Source organism: Bilifractor sp. HCP3S3_D3 (assembly GCF_052063915.1).
Classification (GTDB): Bacteria; Bacillota; Clostridia; order Lachnospirales; family Lachnospiraceae; genus Bilifractor.
This window is the reverse complement of record NZ_JBQHWP010000007.1, coordinates 1-22374: the sequence shown is the minus strand read 5'-3', so window position 1 is coordinate 22374 and position 22374 is coordinate 1. Positions and strand designations below refer to the sequence as shown.

17 protein-coding genes and 2 tRNA genes are annotated in these 22374 nt (G+C 50.5%); 18 read left to right on the top strand and 1 reads right to left on the bottom strand.

Translation table 11 applies throughout. The features are described from left to right. Position 1 precedes the first annotated feature (1 nt). On the top strand, positions 2-214 hold the full coding sequence (locus ACTNDI_RS05640) for a hypothetical protein (protein ID WP_441099788.1): 213 nt from the start codon (positions 2-4) through the stop codon (positions 212-214). Further along, a complete protein-coding gene (locus ACTNDI_RS05635) occupies positions 196-2148 on the top strand; it encodes a fructose-1,6-bisphosphatase (protein ID WP_441099787.1) in 1953 nt (650 codons plus the stop codon). The genes ACTNDI_RS05640 and ACTNDI_RS05635 overlap by 19 nt, the downstream gene beginning before the upstream one ends. A 301-nt stretch (positions 2149-2449) precedes the next feature. On the opposite strand, the gene ACTNDI_RS05630 is transcribed toward ACTNDI_RS05635, so the two are convergent. Continuing rightward, entirely contained in the window at positions 2450-3562 is a 1113-nt protein-coding gene (locus ACTNDI_RS05630; RefSeq protein WP_441099786.1) for a pyridoxal phosphate-dependent aminotransferase, read from the bottom strand. A gap of 372 nt (positions 3563-3934) precedes the next feature. On the opposite strand from ACTNDI_RS05630, the gene ACTNDI_RS05625 reads away from it, so the two are divergent. From ACTNDI_RS05625 to ACTNDI_RS05550, 16 genes are all read left to right on the top strand, one after another. Continuing rightward, a complete protein-coding gene (locus ACTNDI_RS05625) occupies positions 3935-7474 on the top strand; it encodes a DUF5717 family protein (protein ID WP_441099785.1) in 3540 nt (1179 codons plus the stop codon). 78 nt (positions 7475-7552) lie between these two features. Next, entirely contained in the window at positions 7553-8722 is a 1170-nt protein-coding gene (locus ACTNDI_RS05620; protein WP_441099784.1) for a DUF5716 family protein, read from the top strand. A gap of 5 nt (positions 8723-8727) precedes the next feature. Then, complete coding sequence (locus ACTNDI_RS05615) at positions 8728-9501, top strand: hypothetical protein (RefSeq protein ID WP_441099783.1); 774 nt, start codon at positions 8728-8730, stop codon at positions 9499-9501. Between the two features lie 631 nt (positions 9502-10132). Next, positions 10133-11602 (top strand): anthranilate synthase component I, encoded by a 1470-nt coding sequence (gene trpE / locus ACTNDI_RS05610; RefSeq protein WP_441099782.1) that lies wholly within the window; start codon positions 10133-10135, stop codon positions 11600-11602. Then, positions 11599-12198, top strand: coding sequence for an anthranilate synthase component II (locus tag ACTNDI_RS05605; RefSeq protein ID WP_441099781.1), 600 nt, complete (start codon positions 11599-11601; stop codon positions 12196-12198). Before trpE ends, ACTNDI_RS05605 begins: the two co-directional genes overlap by 4 nt. A gap of 108 nt (positions 12199-12306) precedes the next feature. Next, positions 12307-13329, top strand: a complete 1023-nt coding sequence (gene trpD, locus ACTNDI_RS05600) for an anthranilate phosphoribosyltransferase (protein WP_441099780.1) — start codon at positions 12307-12309, stop codon at positions 13327-13329. A gap of 99 nt (positions 13330-13428) precedes the next feature. Then, positions 13429-14220 carry an indole-3-glycerol phosphate synthase TrpC gene (trpC, locus tag ACTNDI_RS05595; RefSeq protein ID WP_441099779.1) on the top strand — a complete coding sequence of 264 codons (792 nt, stop codon included), beginning with the start codon at positions 13429-13431 and terminating at the stop codon, positions 14218-14220. A gap of 112 nt (positions 14221-14332) precedes the next feature. Beyond that, positions 14333-15082 carry a phosphoribosylanthranilate isomerase gene (locus ACTNDI_RS05590; RefSeq protein WP_441099947.1) on the top strand — a complete coding sequence of 250 codons (750 nt, stop codon included), beginning with the start codon at positions 14333-14335 and terminating at the stop codon, positions 15080-15082. Positions 15083-15230: 148 nt separating this feature from the next. After that, entirely contained in the window at positions 15231-16421 is a 1191-nt protein-coding gene (trpB, locus tag ACTNDI_RS05585; RefSeq protein ID WP_441099777.1) for a tryptophan synthase subunit beta, read from the top strand. Beyond that, positions 16414-17187 carry a tryptophan synthase subunit alpha gene (trpA, locus tag ACTNDI_RS05580; RefSeq protein WP_441099775.1) on the top strand — a complete coding sequence of 258 codons (774 nt, stop codon included), beginning with the start codon at positions 16414-16416 and terminating at the stop codon, positions 17185-17187. The genes trpB and trpA overlap by 8 nt, the downstream gene beginning before the upstream one ends. 400 nt (positions 17188-17587) lie before the next feature. Further along, complete coding sequence (locus tag ACTNDI_RS05575; protein WP_441099774.1) at positions 17588-18499, top strand: ribonuclease Z; 912 nt, start codon at positions 17588-17590, stop codon at positions 18497-18499. Positions 18500-18605: 106 nt separating this feature from the next. Continuing rightward, on the top strand, positions 18606-19685 hold the full coding sequence (gene tsaD, locus ACTNDI_RS05570; RefSeq protein WP_441099773.1) for a tRNA (adenosine(37)-N6)-threonylcarbamoyltransferase complex transferase subunit TsaD: 1080 nt from the start codon (positions 18606-18608) through the stop codon (positions 19683-19685). Positions 19686-19919: 234 nt separating this feature from the next. Beyond that, on the top strand, positions 19920-20627 hold the full coding sequence (ispD, locus tag ACTNDI_RS05565) for a 2-C-methyl-D-erythritol 4-phosphate cytidylyltransferase (RefSeq protein ID WP_441099772.1): 708 nt from the start codon (positions 19920-19922) through the stop codon (positions 20625-20627). Positions 20628-20715: 88 nt separating this feature from the next. Continuing rightward, positions 20716-20801: transfer RNA gene (locus tag ACTNDI_RS05560), tRNA-Ser, on the top strand. Positions 20802-20981: 180 nt separating this feature from the next. Continuing rightward, entirely contained in the window at positions 20982-21692 is a 711-nt protein-coding gene (locus ACTNDI_RS05555; RefSeq protein ID WP_441099771.1) for an NUDIX hydrolase, read from the top strand. Between the two features lie 312 nt (positions 21693-22004). After that, positions 22005-22094 (top strand) — tRNA-Ser (locus ACTNDI_RS05550). Positions 22095-22374 lie beyond the last annotated feature (280 nt).

Genomic DNA, 22374 nt, shown 5'->3' with positions numbered 1-22374 from the left:
GGTGAGCAGAATCACAGATCTGGGCGGCAGAACTACAGACCGGGTGAGCAGAATCACAGATCTGGGCGGCAGAACCACAGGCCGGGTGAGCAGAATCACAGATCTGGGCGGAAGAACTACAGACCGGGCAGGAAAAATCCAAGACCAGGCCGGAGGGTATCTGGATAAAGGGGCGCAAACAGGGAGGACTTTTACATGGAAAATCTGGAATTGAGATACCTGCAGCGGCTGGCGGAGCTGTATCCGACCATTGCCGCTGCGTCAACAGAAATTATAAATCTGGAAGCTATACGAAATCTGCCCAAGGGTACCGAACACTTTATCACGGATATTCACGGAGAATATGAGGCTTTTTCGCATGTGCTGAAGAACGGCTCCGGTTCCGTAAAGAAAAAGATCGATGAGGTGTTCGACCATACGCTCAGTGAGGCGGACAAGAGCGCTCTGGCAACGCTGATCTATTATCCAAATGAGAAGATGGCACTCATACGTCAGACGGAAGAGAACATGGACGACTGGTACAAAATCACTCTGTACCGGCTGATTCAGATCTGCAAGAAGGCATCCTCCAAATATACGAGGTCAAAGGTGCGTAAGCAGCTGCCGAAAGACTATGCCTATGTGATCGAGGAGCTGATCACGGAGAAGCCGGATGTTCTGGACAAGGAGGCGTACTATAATTCTATTGTGGATACGATCATAGATATCCAGAGAGCGGAAGATTTTATCGTGGCACTCTGCCATCTGATTCAGCAGATGGTTGTGGATCATCTGCATATTCTGGGTGATATCTATGACAGGGGTCCGGGTCCGGAGAGAATCATGGACCGTCTGATGAGCTATCATTCTCTGGATATCTGCTGGGGCAACCATGACATCGTCTGGATGGGAGCTTCCGCAGGATCGCTGCCCTGTATCGCCACAGTTCTCAGAATTTGTGCGAGATATGGGAATCTCGACATTCTGGAGGACGGATACGGCATCAATATGATCCCTCTGGCAACGTTCGCCACCCGGGTCTACGGCGATGATCCCTGTTCTCTCTTCAGGCTGAAGGGAGAGAACAGCACCCGGCTGCCCAATGAAAATGAATTGAACATGAGAATGCACAAGGCAATTTCCATCATTCAGTTTAAGCTGGAGGGACAGCTCTTTGGAGAGCATCCGGAGTTCCATATGGAGGACCGTATGCTTCTTGACAAGATTGATTACGAAAGAGGGGTCATACGGCTGGACGGAAAGGAATACGCACTTCTTGATCATAATTTTCCGACAATTGATCCATCGGATCCGTACCGCCTGACGGCGGATGAGACGGAGGTGATGGAGCGGATGCAGCGGGCGTTCACGCAATGTGAGAAGCTCTATCAGCATATGAATCTTCTCCTGAACAAGGGAAAACTGTACTGTATCTACAACAACAATCTTCTCTATCATGGCTGTATGCCGCTGACCGAAGACGGAGAATTTATGAAGGTAGACGTGTTCGGGAAAAAACTGTGCGGGAGGGAGCTGTACGACGAGCTGGAAAAGTACGTCCGGAAGGCGTTTTTCGCCGTAAACGAAGAAGAGCGGAAAAAAGGACGTGATATCATCTACTGGATCTGGTGCAGCCCGCAGTCGCCTTTGTTCGGGAAGGATAAAATGGCAACCTTCGAGCGATATTTCATTGCGGAGAAGGAAACACATGTCGAGCATAAAAACCCGTACTACCAGCTTTTAAACAATGAGGAGATCATGAACCGGGTTCTTCGGGAATTCGGTCTTCCAGAAGACGCGCATATTGTGAACGGACATGTACCGGTGCTGCAAAGTTCCGGCGAAAGTCCCGTGAAATGCAGCGGGAAGGTGCTGATCATCGACGGAGGCTTTTCGAAAGCATATCAGGGCAAGACGGGGATTGCAGGGTATACTCTCATCTACAATTCGTACGGAATGCAGCTGGTGGCGCTGAAGCCTTTTACCTCCACGGAGGATGCCGTCCGGAATGAGACAGATATTCACGGAGACAGGATTCTGGTTATGAACGCGCCGCACAGGCTTCATGTCAGCGATACAGATATCGGACGCCGGCTGAAGGAGAGGATTGATGAGCTGAAGGAGCTACTGAAGGCTTACCGCAGCGGCGTGATCAATGAGATGGTTTAGACACTTTCGTGCCGCTGGCGCGTCCCTTCGTGCTCATGCTTGTTGCCTTCGAAAACATATCCAGTCTCTTACACACGCTTCGCGGAAGGCGGCCTGGATATGTTTTCGAAGAGCTTATGATCGATTGTGACTGTATAAGCTGCGGATTGCTTTGTGCTGCGCACTTCCGCAATCCTACAAGCATGAGCACTTTCGTCCCGCTGGCGCGTCCCTTCGTGCTCATGCTTGTTGCCTTCGAAAACATATCCAGTCTCTTACACACGCTTCGCGTGTGACGATCCTGGATATGCTTTCGAAGAGCTTATACACTCACGTCTCTGCGGAGTTGGGCGAGGAGGCGGTCGTTGTCTTCGGGATTCATGAAGCAGAACCGGAAGTATTTGTTGGAGAGGAAGGGGAAGGTGGAACAGTTGCGGATCATGAGTCCCTTCCGGATGCAGTGGTCGAAGAGAATGTCCGCGTCCATATCCTCCCGGAGAATCCGCACGAGGATGAAGTTCGCCTTCGGGCGGTATACTTTAATGGTATTCCAGGTCTCAAGCTCACGGTAGATCCGGGTGCGTTCGGTGTCGATCAGAGTACGTGTCTGATTGATATATTCCGTATCGCCGAACATCAGCCTTCCGGCGACCTCGGCGATGGAGCTGATGGACCAGGGGTTCTGCAGGGAGATGACCTTACGGATCAGGTCTGTGTTGCAGGTGATCGCGTAGCCGAGACGGAGACCCGGAGCAGCAAAGAATTTGGAAGTGCCTCTCAGGACAACGATGTTTGTGTACGAGTCGGTAAGCGGAACCGAGGAGATCTTTTCATCTGCGTGCGTAAATTCTACATATGTCTCATCCACCATCACAAAAATGCCGTGCACCATGCAGGCATCGAGGATGGTGCGCATCTTCTCGTTGGAGATCGCGGTTGAGGTCGGATTGTTCGGATTACACAGAATCAGGAGATCCAGGTCGTCCGTCAGATGACGGCACAGATCGTCAGGATTCAGCTGAAAATCCTCTTCTTCCTTCAGGGGATAATAGACGGTCTGACCGCCTCTCAGAGATATTTCTCTTTCGTATTCGGAATATGAGGGACCGAGAATCATTGCTTTTTTCGGTGCATCTGCCTGAATCATCAGGGAGATCAGCTCGGTGGAGCCGTTTCCGACAATGACATTTTCGTAGGTGGTGCCCGCGTACTCTGCGATCACTTTTCGAAGGTCCTTATACTCCCGGTCAGGATAGGCCTGAATGACGTCGATGTGCTCACTGATGGATTCCCGAAGATTGCGGGAGATTCCGAGTGGATTGATGTTGGCGGAAAAGCTGGTGATCTTTTCCTTTGGGATATGGTAGATCTCTTCTATTTTTTCCAGGTCGCTTCCATGAAAATGATCCTTGTGCTTCAAGGTAAACTGAGCCATAGATGACACCTCGATTTCTAACTTAGAGCGGTTTTCTGCCTTGTCAATTGCACATACACATGAACAGATATCACGTGCACCGGTCAGAACATTGCGCAGGTTCTGTGGATGTTGTATACTTCAATGTGGATGAGACTCCAAAAGGCGTTCTCATTCGGAACTAAGTTTAATTCGAATGCGGATATTCGTCAAGCGTATGTGCTGTCCGGGTCAGAAAGAAACGTATATGTTTGATGAGTCAGAGAGTATCGTAAATGTGCTGAGACAGTGCGTAATATACGTTCGATTTGACAGAAAAGATCGTATATGCGCGCTGAGCCAGGGAACATCGTGGCGGCATGACGTGTGTCCGCTTAAGATAAGGTGGGAGTATTGAAGAATAAGGACGGAGTAATTGAAGCCGGGTTCGTGTATGATCTTCCGAAGCTGGTTTTCTCTGAAGAAGAATATCGTATTGTAGTAGGAGAGGGAGAGGTCCGCAGAGGGACCCTTCATGTCTGCGCATCGGACGGCAGTACCATCCGGGGAAGCGTATTGTCGGAGGATTACAGGATTCATCTTCTGACAACGGAATTTGAGGGAGAGGACTGTGAGATCAGCTTCCTTGTGATTACCAAAGGGCTGCTCTCCGGGCAGAGTATCCGGGGCAGTATCCTGGTCAGCAGCAATATTGCCGAGAAAGAATATCCTGTGTACGCGGAGATCGTGGATGTTCCGGGAGATGGAGAAGAATCGGAGGTCCGGACACTGGATGATTTCTCCAGGCTTTGCCAGAAAAGTCTTAGGGAGGGATTTCTGATGTTTACGGATCCGGGATTTGCGAGAATCCTGAACGGGAACAACCGGCAGTATCTGGGACTGTACCGCGGGATGTCACACAATCCGGTTACCTACCAGCATCTTGAGGAATTTCTCGTCTCGACCGGCAAGAAGGAGCCAATCGAGATCACTCTCGATAAGCAGCAGAAGGCAGTATATCACCTGGATGTATCTCAGAAGGATACCTTGTATGTCTATCGCAATACATGGGGATACATCCGGCTTGAGGTTGAGGTGGAGGGCGATTTCCTCGAGGTGACGAAAAAGGTGATTACCACCGAGGACTTTATCGGGAAGGTCTACGGACTGGAATATGTTGTCCACAGTGACAGACTCGGTGAGGGAAAATCGTTTGGAAAAATCCGGATCCGCAGTGTTCACCAGAATCTCGAATATATTGTTGAGGCATCCCGAAAAGAGGAGTCGGAGATCCTTCCATCTGCAGTTCGGAGCAGGAAGGTCGCCTGGCTGATGAGAGATTTTCTGAGCCTTCAGCTTCACAAGCTGGATTACCGCAGCTGGCTGGAGTCATCTTCCATGACAGTGCATGAGATGCTCGAGGAGAATCCAGACGATTCGGCCGCAATTCTTTATGCTGCCTATCTGGAGTTTTCCAGAGACGACAATGGTAAGGCAATGGAGCGGCTGTGGCCGATGAAAGACGGCCGGGTCAGCCCCGCGAACAGCGAGGAGAAGGGAATTTATCTCTCGCTGGCAAAGGAGGTGGGGCTGCTGCCTGAGGAGAAGCGTGACATTCTTCCGCTTCTTGCAAAATACTACCGGAAGAATCCGGGAAGCTATCTTCTGCTGAAGCTTTGCCATCAGGAAGAGAACACGGAGATCATAAATTCGGCGGACCGTATGCAGGAATATGAGGACTGCTTCAACGCCGGATCTATGAGCCCTTTTTTGTATCTGGATGCGTGGAACCTTCTGGCGAGGGAGGAGTCTCTCCTGCGCAGACTTTCACCGTTCATGATTCAGGTTCTGAATTTCGGTCTGAAGCACAATTTTATCACCGAGGGACTGCTTCAGAGAACTGCTTTTCTGAGCGATAACGAGAAGAACTTTAACCGGCCGTTGTACCGGATCCTTTCTGCCGGGTACCAAAAATATCCGAACGATGCGGTTCTTGAGGCGATCTGCAAGCTGCTGATCAAGGGAAATCCGGTGGATTCGCGCTGTTTTCCGTGGTATGAGAAGGCTGTGCTTCATGATCTCCGTATTACAAGGCTCTACGAATATTATATGGAGACTTATCACAAGCCGGCGGGGGAGAGACTTCCACAGCAGATCCTGATGTATTTTGCGACAAATACCGAGCTTGCGGAGAAGAAACGTGCACTGCTCTATGCCAGTATCGTACTGAACCGGGAGGAAGACGATACCAGTTTTCTGAACTATGGGCGTTATATCCGGACTTTCGCGATGGAATCTCTGCGAAAGGGACGCATGAACGAAAATTACGCGGTTCTTTACCAGCAGTATTTCCGGAAACCGGAATCGCCGGAGATCGCGGAGCTGCTCGGGAATGTTCTGTTTGTACATAAGGTCACGGTCACGGATCCGATGGTGCGGCAGGTGGTGGTGAGTCATTACGCACTGAAAGAAGAGGAAACGGCGACAGTGAAGGACGGGGTGGCTTATCCCCGGATTTATACCGATGATGCCGCTGTGCTCATGGAGGATGTGCATCATCGGCGGTACGCGACAACCATTCCTTTTGAAGTAACGAGGCTGATGGACGCCAGGGACAGTGCGCATGCGATTCTGGAGCAGGGCGTGAGTCATCCTGGGGCTGAGCTTTCCATCTGCCGGGAGAAGGCGTTTCAGATGGACGTCAACAGCCGCACGGTTTCTGCTTACCGGATGGCAGTGACAGATGAGGCGTTTACCGATGAGTACCGCAAAATTCTGCGGAGGAAGCTTCTGGAATATGACATGGCGCATCCCGATGAAGAGGTTCTTCCGCGGAACATGAGTGAGGAGGAAATCGATCGTTATGCGGAGGCGGATAAAGTGAGCACAATTGTGCTTCTGATCCGCGAGGGCAGATATGAGGAAGCCTTTCATGTGATATCCGAATTCGGATGTGAGGGTGTACCCACAAGGCTCCTGCTGCGTCTGTCCAGCCGGCTGATTCTCGGTGACGGAGAGGACGGGGAGAAGCTGCTGCAGCTGACTGAGTATGTATTTAAAAAGGAAAAATACGATGAGGTCATGCTGAGTTATCTCCGGGATCATTACCGGGGCTCTGTCCGGAATCTGTGCAGACTCTGGAGAAAGCTGAAGGGATTTCAGCTGGAGACGCTCAGCCTCGACGAGCGGATCCTGCTGCAGTCAATCCGGACGCATCAGTTCCCGGACGACGAGGGAAAAATTCTTTGTGATTACGTCCGTCAGCAGGGAAGACCGGAGGTAACGGCGGCGTTTCTGTCCTATCTTTCGGATTATTATTTCCTCGGGGGACGCGCGATATCTGAGTCGGAGATTGTCACAATGGAAAATGCAATGGACCGCGGAGAGGTCGATTATACGATCTGCAAGCTGGCTCTTTTACGGTATTATTCTACCCTGGATTCCCTGGATGCAAAACGGATGGAGAGAGCCGGTGTATTGCTGAAGCAGATGGACGAGAAGGGGCTCCGTTTCGAATTCTATCACAAGCTTCCGAAGCGGCTGATTCAGGCATATCAGATCGAGGATAAGGTGTTTGTTCAGGATCAGTTCCGGCCGGGAAGCCGGGTAATTCTTCATTATCAGCTGAAGGAACAGGACGGCGAACAGACAGAATGGATCAGCGAGCCGATGAATAATGTCTACCACGGCATTTTTGTGAAGGAGTTTCTTCTGTTCTATGGAGAGAGCCTGCGTTATTACATGAGTGTCATGGACGATGGAAAAATCAGCGATTCCGATACCTATGAGGTTTCTCTTGTAGACATGGACACTTCCGGCGCAACGAAGTTCCGGCTTCTCAATCGCATGCTTGAGGCACGGGATCAGGGAGATGACGGAAAACTGCGGGAAGCAGAGGAACAGTATCTGCGACAGGAATGCTTTGTCAACCGGTTCCTGAAGCTGATGGATTGAGGAGGAACAGATGCAAAGTTATCAGAGCAGAACGGCAGGATCAGCTGCTGCTGAAGCTGATGAATTGAGGGGGAGCAGATGAGCGCAAGAGAATTGATTGTAGGGATAGATCTCAATCGAAATCAGCCGCAGATCTGTTACTACGAACGTGAGAAAGAAAATACGGTCACCGCGCCGATGAAGGTCGGAAATGACATGGTCTCCTTCCGGGAGATTCTCGACGGAATCGAAAATCTGGTTCATGATTTTCCGGACGAAGAGGAGAGGGACCGCCGGAGAAACGAGCTTGAGCAGAAGGCCGCGGAGACCATGAGGAAGGCACTGTACACACTTGGTCTGAGTGATCCGGAGTCACAGATTGCGGGCATCACGATCACGGTTCCTGTCCTGACCCGCCCGGTGGTGCATCTGGTGAAATCAATCTACCGGGAGCTTGGCCTCGCAAAGGCACGCGCCTTTCTTCAGGATTATAAGGAGAGTTGTTTTTATCACACGATTTATCAGAAGAGAGAGCTCTGGAACCGGAATGTTGGATTTTTTATTTTTGAGGAGGAAAAGGTATCTTTTCTGTCGATGAATATGAATCCGCAGACCAGGCCGGTGACTTTTACAATGGAAGAGGGGATAACGATCTGCCTGAAACAGGACAGAAGTCTCTGGGATGAGCAGTTCTATAATATGATCAATGCGTCGCTGCGGCAGAATATGTATTCCTGTATCTTCCTGATGGGCGATACTTTTGACCGTGCGTGGGCGGGTCGATCCATTGCACTGCTGTGCCGGGCGGGACGGAAAGTGTTTGTGGTTGACAATCTATATGCGAGAGGCGCCTGTTATACGGCACGGGAGAAGGTTGTTCAGCGAAAATTCCCGGACTGTCTGTATCTTGGGGATGATATCATCCGCAATAATATCGGCATGAAGATGAACATTCAGGGGAGGGAGACCTATTATCCTCTGATCGCCGCGGGAGTAAACTGGTATGAGGCGGACAAGGTCTGTGAGATCATTCTGATCGGCAAGGAGCATGAGCTTCGATTTTTGATCAACCGCATGGATGAGAATGATCAGAAGGTGTCGGTGATGCAGCTGCCGGAGCTCGATGACCGTCCGGACGGGACGACCCGTCTTCGAATTCACCTGACATGTGAATCTGCAAAACGCTGTGTCATCGAAGTAGAAGACCTGGGATTCGGAGACATGTATCCGGCAACCGGGAAAGTCTGGCGTGAGATTCTGGAGGAGTGAGACGAATGAGCATGGCTGTGTTATGTCAGGTAAAGAGGGCGGAACATCCTTTTTATATTCGTGACATTGACCTGAATATCTATTCGATCGAGGAGCTCTGCTATTTTGCAGACCACAATCTGGCTCTGGTCGAAGAGGATTTTTTTGACGATGCCCTGATCGGATGGATTGGAGAGGAGCTGGAGGACCGTAATTTTGTGAGGTCTCTGGAGAGAATTCGCAGAGAGGGAGTGCAGACGCTTGGAAGAATACTGCACGCGCTCAACGCCGAGACGGGATGGATTTATGTACAGGATCGTGAGAATTTTGAGAAAACTCTCGAGGCCAACCGGAAGCTGCCGGGACCGGAGAGACTGCGTCTGCGGGCCGATTCTCTGGTGGGTTACGGGAAATATACGAAGGCAATCGAGGACTACAAGAGGATCCTTGCGATGAAAGACATGGAAGGACTCGGCGAGCAGTTTCTCGGGACGGTATACAACAATATGGGAGTTACATATGCGAGACTCTTCGAGATGGATGAAGCGGTCGAATGTCTGAGAGAAGCCTATAACAGTATTCATTCCAGGGAAACACTGGAAAACTATCTCTGCTCTGTTTATCTGGCAAAAGGAGAAGAAGCCTTTGAAAGGCTGGCGGATGATCTGAAGGCGGATACGGGGACCAGAGAATCACTGGCTTCTGAGATCAGGGACCTGAAGGTGGACAAGCCGGAAGGAGATGTAAACTCCCTGCTGGGCGGCTGGGTGCGTGAATACCACAGGGAAACCGCGAGGTAACTGAAAAGTCGAGAGCTTTATCACCCTTGCTTTAAAAGCGAAAAATCAGGTGGGAAAATCGTGCGCATTACAGGCCGGCAATGCACGAATTTCAGATGCGAATTTGGTGCGGATTTCTCAGAAAGTTTTCTTGACAGAAGCTGTGAAACGTGGTTTAATATCAACATAATTTAAGACTACATCAGTTTAAACCGATGAAGTGGAGATAAAGCGGAAGGGGCACTCACAGAGAGTCCGGGGAGGTGCGAGCCGGGCAGGACGCTGATCCGTAAATGGACCACTGAGGGCAGGGTGAAAATACCGGGATTATGAAAACAGGTTATGGTATAAGTAGCTTCTGACGCAGGGCATACGTTACATGCCGGAGATATGATGGTATCTCATGAGTGTGTGGAGACACAAATACAAGGTGGCACCACGGGAATCGAAACTGTACGATTATACCCGCCCTTGACAGAACAAAATCTGTCATGGGCGGGTTTGTTATTTACGCGAACAGTGAGCCGCAGCCGAATGCGAAGTATTCGTGTGCGGCGAAAAAATTGAAGGAGACCTGGGGCGTGCAACCTGATGTAAACGACTCGGTGCATGCGTAAGCGGTATCAGGGAATTTGATTACGGAGGGAAGGTTATGAAGCAGACATCGTTCGAAGAAGTGAAGAGGATTGCATCATCCGGTGATTACAAGCGAATTCCGGTGACGAGAGAGATTCTCTCTGACATCCGGACCCCGGTGGAAACTTTGAGAGCTCTGCAGAATGTCAGTACGCACTGTTTTCTTCTGGAAAGTGTAGAGGACAGCCGTCAGTGGGGCAGATACACGTTCCTTGGATTTGATCCGTCGATGGAGATTTCCTGTAAGGATCATATCCTGACCGTGAATGCCGGGGGCAAAATCAGGATGGAGACCGCTCACCCGGGCATCTACATCAAACAGATTATTCATGAGAACAGATCACCCCGGATTCCCGGGCTTCCCACATTGACCGGCGGACTGGTGGGCTATTTTTCCTACGATTATATACAGTACGGAGAACCGGAGCTGAAGCTGGACGCGCCGGATGAGGACAGGTTTGATGATGTGAACCTGATGCTGTTTGACAAGCTGATCTGCTATGATAATTTCCGCCAGAAGATTCTCCTGATTGTCAACATCCACACGGAGTGCATGGAAACCGATTACAATAAGGCAATTCTGCAGCTCGATGAAATGGAGAACATCATCCGGAACGGGAAGCCGAAGAAAGTGCCTGCGGGACATCTGCTTGAGCCGCTGAAGCCGAAGCTCTCCCTGGAGGAGTTCACCGGGAAGGTGGAAAAAATAAAACATTACATCCGGGAGGGGGATATTTTTCAGCTTGTATTTTCAAATCCAATGAAGGCGGCATATGAGGGAAGCCTGCTGAATACGTATCGTGTTCTGAGAACGACAAACCCGTCCCCTTATATGTTTTATTTTTCCGGTGATGATGTGGAAATTGCCGGCGCTTCTCCGGAAACGCTCGTGAAGGTGGAAAACGGGGAAATCCGTACATTTCCTCTGGCGGGAACACGGCCGAGAGGACGCGACGATCAGGAAGATCAGCGCCTTGAAAAGGAACTTCTTTCCGATGAAAAAGAGCGGGCGGAGCACAACATGCTGGTGGACCTCGGGCGGAATGATCTTGGAAGGTTATGTAAATTTGGAACCGTAGAGGTCGAAAAATATATGTGCATTGAGAAGTATTCTCACGTCATGCACATCGGCTCGGCGGTAAAGGGACAGCTTCGCGATGACAGGCAGGCTGTTGATGCGGTAGATTCCGTGCTTCCGGCAGGAACGCTCTCCGGAGCTCCGAAATTCCGGGCCTGCGAGCTGATCAATGAGCTGGAACATGACAAAAGAGGGATATACGGCGGCGCAATCGGGTATGTGGATTTCACGGGAAACCTGGATGTCTGCATCGCTATCCGACTGGCTTATAAGCGGAACGGGAAGGTATTCGTTCGCTCCGGTGCCGGAATCGTGGCAGACAGTGTACCCGAGAAGGAATATCAGGAATGCCGGAACAAGGCAAGGGCTGTTGTAGAAGCTCTTGAGAAAGCGGAGGAAGAAGAATGATTCTGTTAATTGATAACTACGATAGTTTTTCTTATAACCTTTACCAGCTGATTGGCGCTCTGAATTCGGATATTCAGGTGATTCGGAATAATGAAAAAACCGTCGGGGAAATCAGAGACATGAAGCCGGACTGCATCATCCTGTCACCGGGACCCGGGAAGCCGAAGGATGCCGGTGTCTGCGAAGAGGTTGTGAGAAAGATGGGAGGAGAGGTGCCGATCCTCGGGGTGTGTCTCGGACATCAGGCGATCTGTGAAGCATCAGGCGCCGTGATCTCTTATGCGAAACAATTGATGCACGGTAAGCAGTCCCGGGTGAAGCTTGACGTGGCGGCACCGATTTTTACAGGGCTTCCGGAGGAGGTGACCGTCGGGCGGTATCATTCGCTGGCAGTTGTCGAGAACACGCTTCCGCCGCATCTCAGGGAAATCGCAAGGGCCGACGACGGGGAGGTTATGGCAGTAGCAGATATCGAAAGAAAAATTTACGGATTGCAGTTTCACCCGGAATCGATTATGACGCCGGAGGGAAAACAGATGCTTCGCAATTTTCTGACGAGCAGCGGAATCGCTGCAAAGGAACAGGGCGAAGATTAACAAAACGGCATAAAGATACGAAGAATAGCGGAACCAGATAGAAAAGCAATGAGCAGCAGAGCGGCATAGAGAAGTGAAGAATAGTGCAGTCGGACAGGAGGAACGAAAATGATCAAAGAAGCTATTGAAAAAATTGTAGACAAACAGGATCTTACCTATGACGAAGCATACACCGTAATGAATGAGATCATGAGCGGAAAGACGACGCAGACCCAGAATGCTGCTTTTCTTGCCGCACTATCCACAAAATCCGCAAAGGCAGAAACGATCGATGAGATTTCCGGATGTGCGCAGGCAATGAGAGAATACGCGACTCCGGTCAGACACCCCGGGATGGAGGTCCTCGAGATTGTGGGAACAGGCGGCGACAAGTCCCATACCTTTAATATATCCACAACGAGCGCCTTTGTCATTGCGGCAGCCGGGGTAAAGGTCGCGAAGCACGGAAACCGCGCGGCTTCCTCACTTTCCGGAACTGCAGACTGCCAGGAAGCGCTCGGAGCAAATATCAATCAGGATCCGGAGAAGGCACTGCGTCTTCTGAAAGATGTGGGAGTGTGTTTCCTTTTTGCCCAGAAGTATCACACAGCCATGAAATATGTAGGAGGGATCCGCAAGGAGCTTGGCATCCGGACCGTATTTAATATTCTTGGGCCGCTAACGAATCCGGCAAATCCGGAGTACTTCCTCCTCGGCGTGTACGATGAGTATCTGGTGGAACCGATTGCCAAGGTACTGGATAAACTCGGCGTAAAACGTGCACTCGTTGTATACGGGCAGGATCGTCTGGATGAGATCTCCGCAAGCGCTCCGACCACAATCTGTGAGCTCCGTGACGGATACTACAAGTCGATGGTTATCACACCGGAACAGTTCGGCCTGGCACGCGGCAAAAAGGAGGAGCTTGTGGGAGGCACCGCAGAGGAAAACGCGCGCATCACAAGGGAGATTCTGAGCGGAAAGATTCAGGGAACAAAGAGAAACGCGGTGCTTCTGAATGCCGGAGCCGCAATCTATGTCGCGGGAAAAGCTGACAGCATCGAAGAGGGAATCCGGAAGGCCGCAGAACAGATTGATAATGGGAGCGCAGAAAAAATTCTGGATGCTTATATCCGGGAATCCAATGAATAAAACAACGCGGATTCAAAAAGCAACCGGGATAGGGAAGATATATGATATATAAGAGCCACACGGCATCGGGAAACAGCCTGGACAGGGAGGATACATGATATGATATTAGACGATCTGGCGGAAGCCACAGGAAACCGCATCCGGGAACAAAAGAAAAAGATTCCTCCGGAGGAACTTCGCCGTCGGGCGGAGTCCATGAACGCGGATAGCGGATTCCCCTTTGAGGCGGCACTGGCGCGACCGGGGATGTCCTTCATCTGTGAGGTCAAAAAGGCGTCGCCGTCAAAAGGACTGATCGCGCCGGATTTTCCGTATCTGAAAATCGCAAGAGAGTACGAGGAGGCGGGCGCGTCCGCGATATCCTGTCTGACAGAGACGGATTATTTTCTGGGTAGTGACAGGTATCTGGAAGACATCGCTGCTGAGGTGCATATACCGGTTCTTCGAAAGGATTTCACCGTTGATCCGTATATGATCTGGCAGGCCAGGGTGATGGGAGCCTCAGCGGTACTTCTGATATGTGCCATCCTGAGCGAGGAGCAGATCCGGGAATACCGGGAGATCGCGGAGGGGCTGGGACTCTCTGCGCTTGTGGAAGCACATGACGAACAGGAGGTTGAGACGGCAGTACGCGCGGGAGCGCGGATTATCGGCGTAAATAACCGGAATCTGAAGGATTTTACGGTTGATGTCCGGAACTCTGTAAGGCTCAGAGACCGGATACCGGAAGGCGTTCTCTATGTGTCCGAGAGTGGGATCCGGACCCCGGAGGATGTCGGAGAACTATTTCGTAATGGCACCGATGCCGTGCTGATCGGGGAGACCCTGATGCGCAGCCCGGACAAGAAAGCAGAGCTTGACCTGCTTCGCCGGGAGTGTGCCGTCAGATAACAAGAAACTGTTCAAAAGACAAAACATCTTTAAGAGACAAAAACATATTCAAGAGACAGGAATATATTCGAAAGACAGGAACATATTCGTAAGATAAAAAATTTTGATTGACATGTCCAATACTGAGGCAAGGGATTCTACGGCAGCATTTGCAAAGAAATACACGAATACGGAGGAAAATTTGAAGGAAGAGCGCAAGGAACAGCGGAAGGAACAGTACAAGATAAAAATCTGCGGAATGCGCAGGAAAGAGGATATCCGGGCGGCGAACCGCTGGAGACCGGATGCGATCGGTTTCATCTGTACCTCCCGTTTCTGGAGGTACATCACGATGGAACAGGCGGCGGAGCTTCGGGCTATGCTGGATCCCTCGATCACGGCCTGTGGCGTTTTTGTGAATGAGCCCTATGAGTATATCGCGGAATACCTGAAAAGAGGAATTATCAATGCTGTTCAGCTGCATGGAGACGAGGACGAATATTACATCCGGCAGCTGCGGAAGGTCATGATTTTTCAGGATACCCTGGTGCCTGTGATCAAGGCGTTCAAGATTTCGTCGGAGAGGGACATGCTTCGCGCAAAGGCAAGTATCGCAGATTATGTGCTGCTCGACAGCGGAGCCGGAACCGGACAGCGATTTGACTGGAAGCTGATTCGGGATATCGGCAGGCCGTTTTTTCTGGCCGGCGGCATCACACCGGAAAACATCCGCGAGGCAGCGGAACGGTTTCGGCCATATTGCCTGGATCTGAGCAGCGGCGTAGAGACGGACCGGGTAAAGGACCCGGAAAAAATCCGCCGGGCAATTGAGAATCTGCGAAGGCAGGACAGCACCGGCTGCTGCGCAAATCCGTTGGGGTAGATTTTACAGAAGATTACAAAGCGTAATTAACCAACAGGTCACGGCGTAGATCCGTCGGGATAGATTTTACCGGCTGCTGCGTAGATCTGCGGGCGAGATTATTCAGGAAACGACCATATGATATTCGTATTATGAACTGGAGGAAAAAATGACAAATCAAAACGGAAGATTTGGTGAATTTGGAGGACAATATGTTCCGGAAACACTGATGAATGAACTGATTCATCTTGAGAAGGCTTACAACCATTACAAGAATGATCCGGAATTCGTGGCGGAACTGGATTCGCTGATGAAGAATTATGCGGGCCGTCCATCCCGCCTCTATTATGCGGAGAAAATGACGAAGAACCTCGGAGGAGCAAAGATCTATCTGAAAAGAGAAGATCTGAACCACACGGGAGCCCACAAGATCAATAACTGCCTGGGACAGGTGCTTCTCGCGAAGAAGATGGGAAAAACAAGGGTCATTGCAGAGACCGGAGCCGGACAGCACGGAGTGGCGACAGCTACCGTAGCCGCGCTGCTTGGCATGGAGTGCGAGGTCTTCATGGGAGAGCTCGACTGCCAGAGGCAGAAGCTGAACGTCTACCGGATGGAGCTTCTCGGTGCGAAGGTTCATCATGTAAAAAGCGGCTCGATGGTACTGAAGGATGCTGTTAACGAAGCAATGCGCGAATGGGCCGGCCGTGTGGAAGATACGCATTATGTGCTCGGGTCCTGCATGGGACCGCATCCGTTCCCGACCATCGTCCGTGATTTCCAGTCGGTTATCTCAAAGGAAGCAAGGGAACAGATTCTGGAGAAGGAAGGACGCCTTCCTGATGTCGTGATGGCCTGCGTCGGCGGAGGATCCAACGCAATCGGTGCCTTTTATAACTTCATACCGGATGAAGGTGTCAGACTGATCGGCTGCGAGGCCGCAGGAAGAGGTGTGGACACAGGAGAAACGGCGGCAACTATGGCAGTCGGAAAGCTCGGCGTCTTCCACGGAATGAAATCGCTGTTCTGCCAGAATGATTACGGACAGATCGATAAGGTGTATTCGATTTCCGCAGGCCTTGATTATCCGGGAATCGGGCCGGAGCATGCGTATCTGAAAAGTATCGGACGTGCCGATTATGTTCCGGTGACCGATGATGAGGCGGTGGATGCCTTTGAGTACCTCTCACGTACGGAGGGAATAATACCTGCCGTTGAGAGTGCACACGCGGTGGCCTATGCGAGAAAGCTTGCTCCGACCATGGACAAGGATCAGATCATCATTATCTGCCTGTCCGGACGCGGTGACAAGGATGTGGCATCTATTGCAAAGTACAGAGGAGTGGATATCGATGAGTAAAAAAATAGCAGACGCATTTAAAAACGGTAAGGCATTCATCCCATTTATCACCGCGGGCGACCCGTCCATCGAAAAAACGAAGGAATTTATCCTGACGATGGAAAAGGCAGGAGCAGATCTGATCGAAATCGGCATTCCGTTTTCGGATCCGATCGCGGAAGGTGTCGTGATACAGGAAGCGGATCTCCGGTCTCTGGAGGCAGGAACCACTACGGATACGGTCTTTGATATGGTGGAGGATCTGAGAAAAGAAACAGATATGCCTCTTGTATTCATGACATACCTGAACATCGTATTCTATTACGGATATGAGAGATTTTTTAACCGCTGTGAAGAGGTCGGGATCAGTGGAATCATCATCCCGGATATGCCATATGAAGAAAAGGGAGAGTGCGCGGATATCGCCGCGAAGCACGGCGTCGACGTGATTTCCATGATTGCTCCGACATCAGAGGAGAGAATCCGGACGATTGCCGGCGAGGCGCGCGGCTTTATCTACGTTGTATCGTCCATGGGAGTCACCGGGGTAAGATCGAAGATCACGACAGATCTCGGTTCCATTCTCGGACACATCAAAGAGGTCACGGAGATTCCGGCGGCCATCGGGTTCGGAATCAATACGCCGGAGCAGGCGAAGGAAATGGCATCCATTGCGGACGGTGTCATTGTCGGGAGCGCAATTGTCAGGCTTGTGGCAAAGTATGGAGAAGATGCCGCACCATATATCTACAGCTATGTAAAAAGCATGAAGGATGCCATCCGCTGAGGATGAAGTGCTTAGGCGTGAGATCCGAATATTTATAGGGTGCGGGTGTGGAGCACGGAGCAATTTGTAGCTTATACCGTTTGTGGCATCCCGCTAGCGAGGCATGAGAACTTGCTGAGAATCTCCGTGCGCATAGGCGTCACGGAAGAGAACTGACATTGTAAATTACAATTATTTGCTATGAGCACCTAAGTGTCACTTGCGTGTCACACAGGTGCTCATATTTTTTACGCGAGCGTCGCGATAGCGAGATAAAACTCGCGCCGCGTGTTTTATCTCGTTCTGCTTCTCTTCGAGCAATCAGGACATGTTTTTTTCCACGCAGAATAATCTTGCGTTGGCAAAACGTAAGGGTTGTGGTACATTAACATACAGATTTTACAGAAAAAGAGGTTATTACATGTTAGATGTTTGTCTGCTGGGCACCGGCGGGATGATGCCGCTTCCGAAACGTTGGCTGACGTCTCTGCTTACGAGATATAACGGAAGCTGTCTGCTGATCGACTGTGGCGAAGGAACACAGATCTCGATGAAGGAGAACGGATGGAGCTTTAAGCCGATCGATATCATCTGTTTCACGCATTTTCATGCGGATCACATCAGCGGTCTGCCGGGAATCCTTCTTGCAATGGCCAATGCGGACAGAACGGAACCGCTGACGCTGATCGGACCGAAGGGACTGCACCGGGTCATCGGCGGATTGAGGGTCATCGCGCCCGAACTTCCGTTTGAAATAGAAATGATTGAGATTACTGAACCGGAGCAGGTTTTTGAGCTGCACGGCTACCGTATCACGGCTTTTCGAGTTCAGCACAATATGATCTGCTACGGATACAACGTAGAAATTCTACGGGCAGGCAGGTTTGACGCGGCAAGGGCAAAAGCGGCAAACATACCGCTGAAGTTCTGGAATCCTCTGCAGAAGGGCGAGACGATGGAGGAGGACGGCACCGTTTACACGCCGGACATGGTTCTGGGACCTCCGCGAAGAGGACTTAAGGTAACGTACTGCACAGATACCAGACCAGTAAAGCAGATCGCGGAGCACGGAGAGGGGTCGGATCTGATGATTCTGGAGGGAATGTACGGAGAACCGGAAAAAGAACAGAAGGCCAGGGAGCATAAGCACATGACAATGTATGAGGCGGCTGCTCTCGCCGTAGAGGCGGATCCCGGAGAAATGTGGCTTACTCATTTTTCCCCGTCCATGGTGCATCCGGAGTGGTATATTAAAGAGGTGCAGAAGGTTTTTCCGCGGACAGAGCTCGGAAAGGACGGAAAAACGGCAGAACTGAAATTTGATGAGGAATAACCAGTAACCCGGGCTTCCGGTCCGGATGTTGGAAGGGAAGGAATCCGGCTGTCGGTCCGGACGCCGGAAATACAAGAAATCCGGGCTTCCGGTCCGGACATTGAAAATGACGGAGAAGAATATGTCAGATACATTGATCCTTGGAATTGAAAGCTCCTGTGACGAGACCGCCGCAGCTGTTGTCAGAAACGGGCGGGAGGTCCTGTCAAATGTGATTTCCTCACAGATTGATCTCCACACCATATACGGAGGCGTAGTCCCGGAGATTGCGTCCCGGAAGCATATCGAGAAAATTAATCAGGTCATTCGTCTCGCACTGAAGAATGCGGGGGTGACACTGGACGATATCAGTGCAATTGCTGTGACGTACGGACCTGGTCTTGTGGGGGCGCTCCTGGTAGGCGTGGCGGAGGCAAAAGCAATCGCCTATGCGAAAAAAATTCCACTGGTCGGCGTGCATCACATCGAAGGGCATGTCAGTGCTAATTATATTGAGCATCCGGACCTGGAACCGCCGTTTATGTGCGAGATTATCTCCGGGGGACATACGCATCTTGTCATCGTGAAGGATTACGGGGAATTCGAGATCCTCGGCAGGACGAGAGACGATGCAGCCGGCGAGGCGTTTGACAAGGTGGCAAGAGCCATCGGCCTCGGGTATCCGGGAGGGCCGAAGATTGATAAGGTGTCAAAGGAAGGAAACCCGCACGCCATTGAATTCCCGAGATCTCATGTCACAGATACGGGGAAGACTTCGCTCACCTTTGCCAGAGGGAACCAGGAGATGACGGACTATGATTTCAGCTTCAGCGGCCTGAAATCTGCGGTTCTGAATTATCTGAACAAGTGTGCGATGATGCATCAGGAGTGGAATCAGGCGGATGTCGCGGCATCGTTTCAGCAGGCGGTTGTGGATTCACTTGTGGACACAGCTATGCGCGGTGCCAGAGATTACCATGTGACAAAGTTTGCGATAGCCGGCGGTGTGGCGTCGAACTCCGCGCTTCGGGCAGCGATGGAGAAGGCTTGTGCAAAGAACGGGATGAAGTTTTACCGTCCGTCACCCGTATATTGTACGGACAATGCGGCAATGATCGCGGTTGCCGGATATTATGAATTCCGGAAGGGCGCGAGAAGCGGATGGGATCTGAATGCCGTGCCGAATCTCAAGCTCGGGGAAAGATGAAAAAACATTGAAGACATGTAGCCCGCACGGGTGAGGAACAGTGAACTGGAGTCATGCAAGACGCACGGGCGAAGGAAAAAGCACTGAACACACGCAGCCTGCATGGACAATGGAAGAATGTAAAAAATGTGCAGTCCCGCACGAACAAGAGAAAAATGTAAAAATGTGCAGTCCCGCACGGACAAGAGAAGAATGTAAAAAAATGTGCAGTCCCGCACGGAGAGGGGAGATCATATGGCTGCAAATCTGGAAAAATGCACGGCTGTGATCGTTGCCGCCGGGAGCGGCAGGAGGATGGGCGGAAAGGTATCCAAACAGTTCCTGGAACTTAAGGGAAGACCTCTGCTGGCATATACGCTGGACGTGTTTCAGAATTCTCAGAGAATCGATGAGATCATTCTGGTTGTTGGAAAAGATACGACAGATTATGTCCGGGAAAATATCGTAGAGAAATACGGATACACAAAGGTATCCAGGCTGGTGATCGGAGGGGCGGAGCGCTACGAGTCCGTTTATGCCGGCCTGCTTGCCTGTGTGGATTCGGATTACGTTTTTATACATGACGGCGTCCGTCCCTTTGTCACCGGTGACATCATCGAACGGGGGTATCAGACGGCACGTCAGTATGGTACTGCTGTCTGTGCGGTGCAGGCTAAGGACACCATAAAGATTGTGAACGAAAAAGGCGTTGTATCGGAAACTCCGATCCGGACAAAGGTCTGGAGCGTGCAGACTCCGCAGGTTTTCCGATACGATCTGATCCGGAAGGCATATGATACACTGCAGATGTTTGATAAGGATGGAATCACCGATGACGCCATGGTTCTGGAGGAGATGGGCAACAGCGACGTGCATGTATTCCAGGGAGATTACTTTAATATAAAGATCACTACACCGGAAGATCTGGATATTGCCGAGCGTTTCCTGGAGAAAAAAACCTGAATTGCTGAAATTTCCGTTGAAATATACAAAATCGTATGGTATAGTATGATCTGTCGTTGAGAAACGGCAGGTCATACATATTTTGCAGGCAGCGTTATCGAAGCGGTCATAACGAGGCGGTCTTGAAAACCGTTTGCTGGAAACGGCACGGGGGTTCGAATCCCTCACGCTGCGCTTATAAGCCCGGAGGCACATAGCTTCCGGGCTTATACCATTTTTACACGGTTATTGAGTTCGGATCATATGACGGCGCTGCTTCCTGTATAGCGTGATATAAATTCCGGATCAGACAGACTGTGTACCCGTGGCATTTCCGGTACAAACACTGCCGGGAAGAAAATAGTGGAGGAAAATGTGATCAAAGAGAATGAGAACATGATCAGAGAGGATGAAAACATGATCATACAGGAAGAGAAAAGAATACGGGACAGATTTCTTGGCCGAACTCCGGGATATCCCGAATATCCGATGCGGCAGACGTCGGCTGTCCTGATCCCATTGCTTGAAGAAAACGGCGAGGTCAGAATTTTGTTTGAGAAAAGAGCTTCCTCTCTTCATGCACAGCCGGGAGAAATCTGTTTCCCGGGAGGACGGTTTGAAAAAGGAGAAAATGCAGTGCAGGCGGCGGTCAGGGAGACAAAGGAAGAACTTCTGGTCGGAAGCAGCCAGATTGAGATTCTTGGAGAGATGGACGGAGTAATGGGCCCGGCAGGTGCCCCGGTGTGGCCAGTGGTAGGAGTCCTTCGTGATTATCAGAATACCTGGTCCGGCGATGAAGTGGATCATACCTTTACGGTTCCGCTTGACTGGTTCCGGGAGCACAAACCAGAAACCTATGTTGCACACGTTGTTACGCAGCCATCCGAGGATTTTCCCTTTGAATTGATTCCCGATGGAAAAAATTACCCGTGGCATTCGAAAAAACACCTGGTATATTTCTACAGAACCGAAAAGGGAGTAATCTGGGGGCTCACTGGACATATTCTGGCGTCGTTTATCAGCAGGTATGCGGGAACGGATATTCCGGATTATGTGCCGGTTGATCGGACCCGAAGCTGTATCTGAGAGACCGGTAAAACAGCCGCTAAGGTTCTGGAAGAGGTATTTTCTAATACGTATCTCTACTAATAAAAATCGTTTAAGATTTGTTTTGGCATTCCCCCACGCCCATGCGCCGTTTCGCGTGCTGTGGACGCGGTACTCTGCAAAAAGATAGGTGTTGGATGTTTCGTTTGACCCTGGGAAAAAGAAAATGAAAATAATGAAAAAAGTGCTTGCCAAAACAAATGTGTTGTGCTAACATATCATTTGTTCGCGCGAGAAATATTAACGCGGCATTGCAGTACAATTTAATTGGTCGAGATATTCGAGCAGAATGGAGATGTACCCAAGCTGGCCGAAGGGGCTCCCCTGGAAAGGGAGTAGGTCGTTAATAGCGGCGCAAGAGTTCAAATCTCTTCATCTCCGCTGGATCGGAACACTGCTGCAGAACGCGACAGAGTTGTGATCCCGTTATGAACATTGACAACTGAACAGTAAAACACATCCTCGAAAATTCAAATGAAGTTTTATAAAATTTTTGTTTGAACGATCGAAAGTATTCAACGGGTTATCGAACTGTTCGCAGGGAGATAACGAATTGATTACGATCCTTTAAAACAGTAAAAAGGGATGAATTAGCCAAGTGTTAATTCTGAACGAATCAATCTTTTTTATGAGAGTTTGATCCTGGCTCAGGATGAACGCT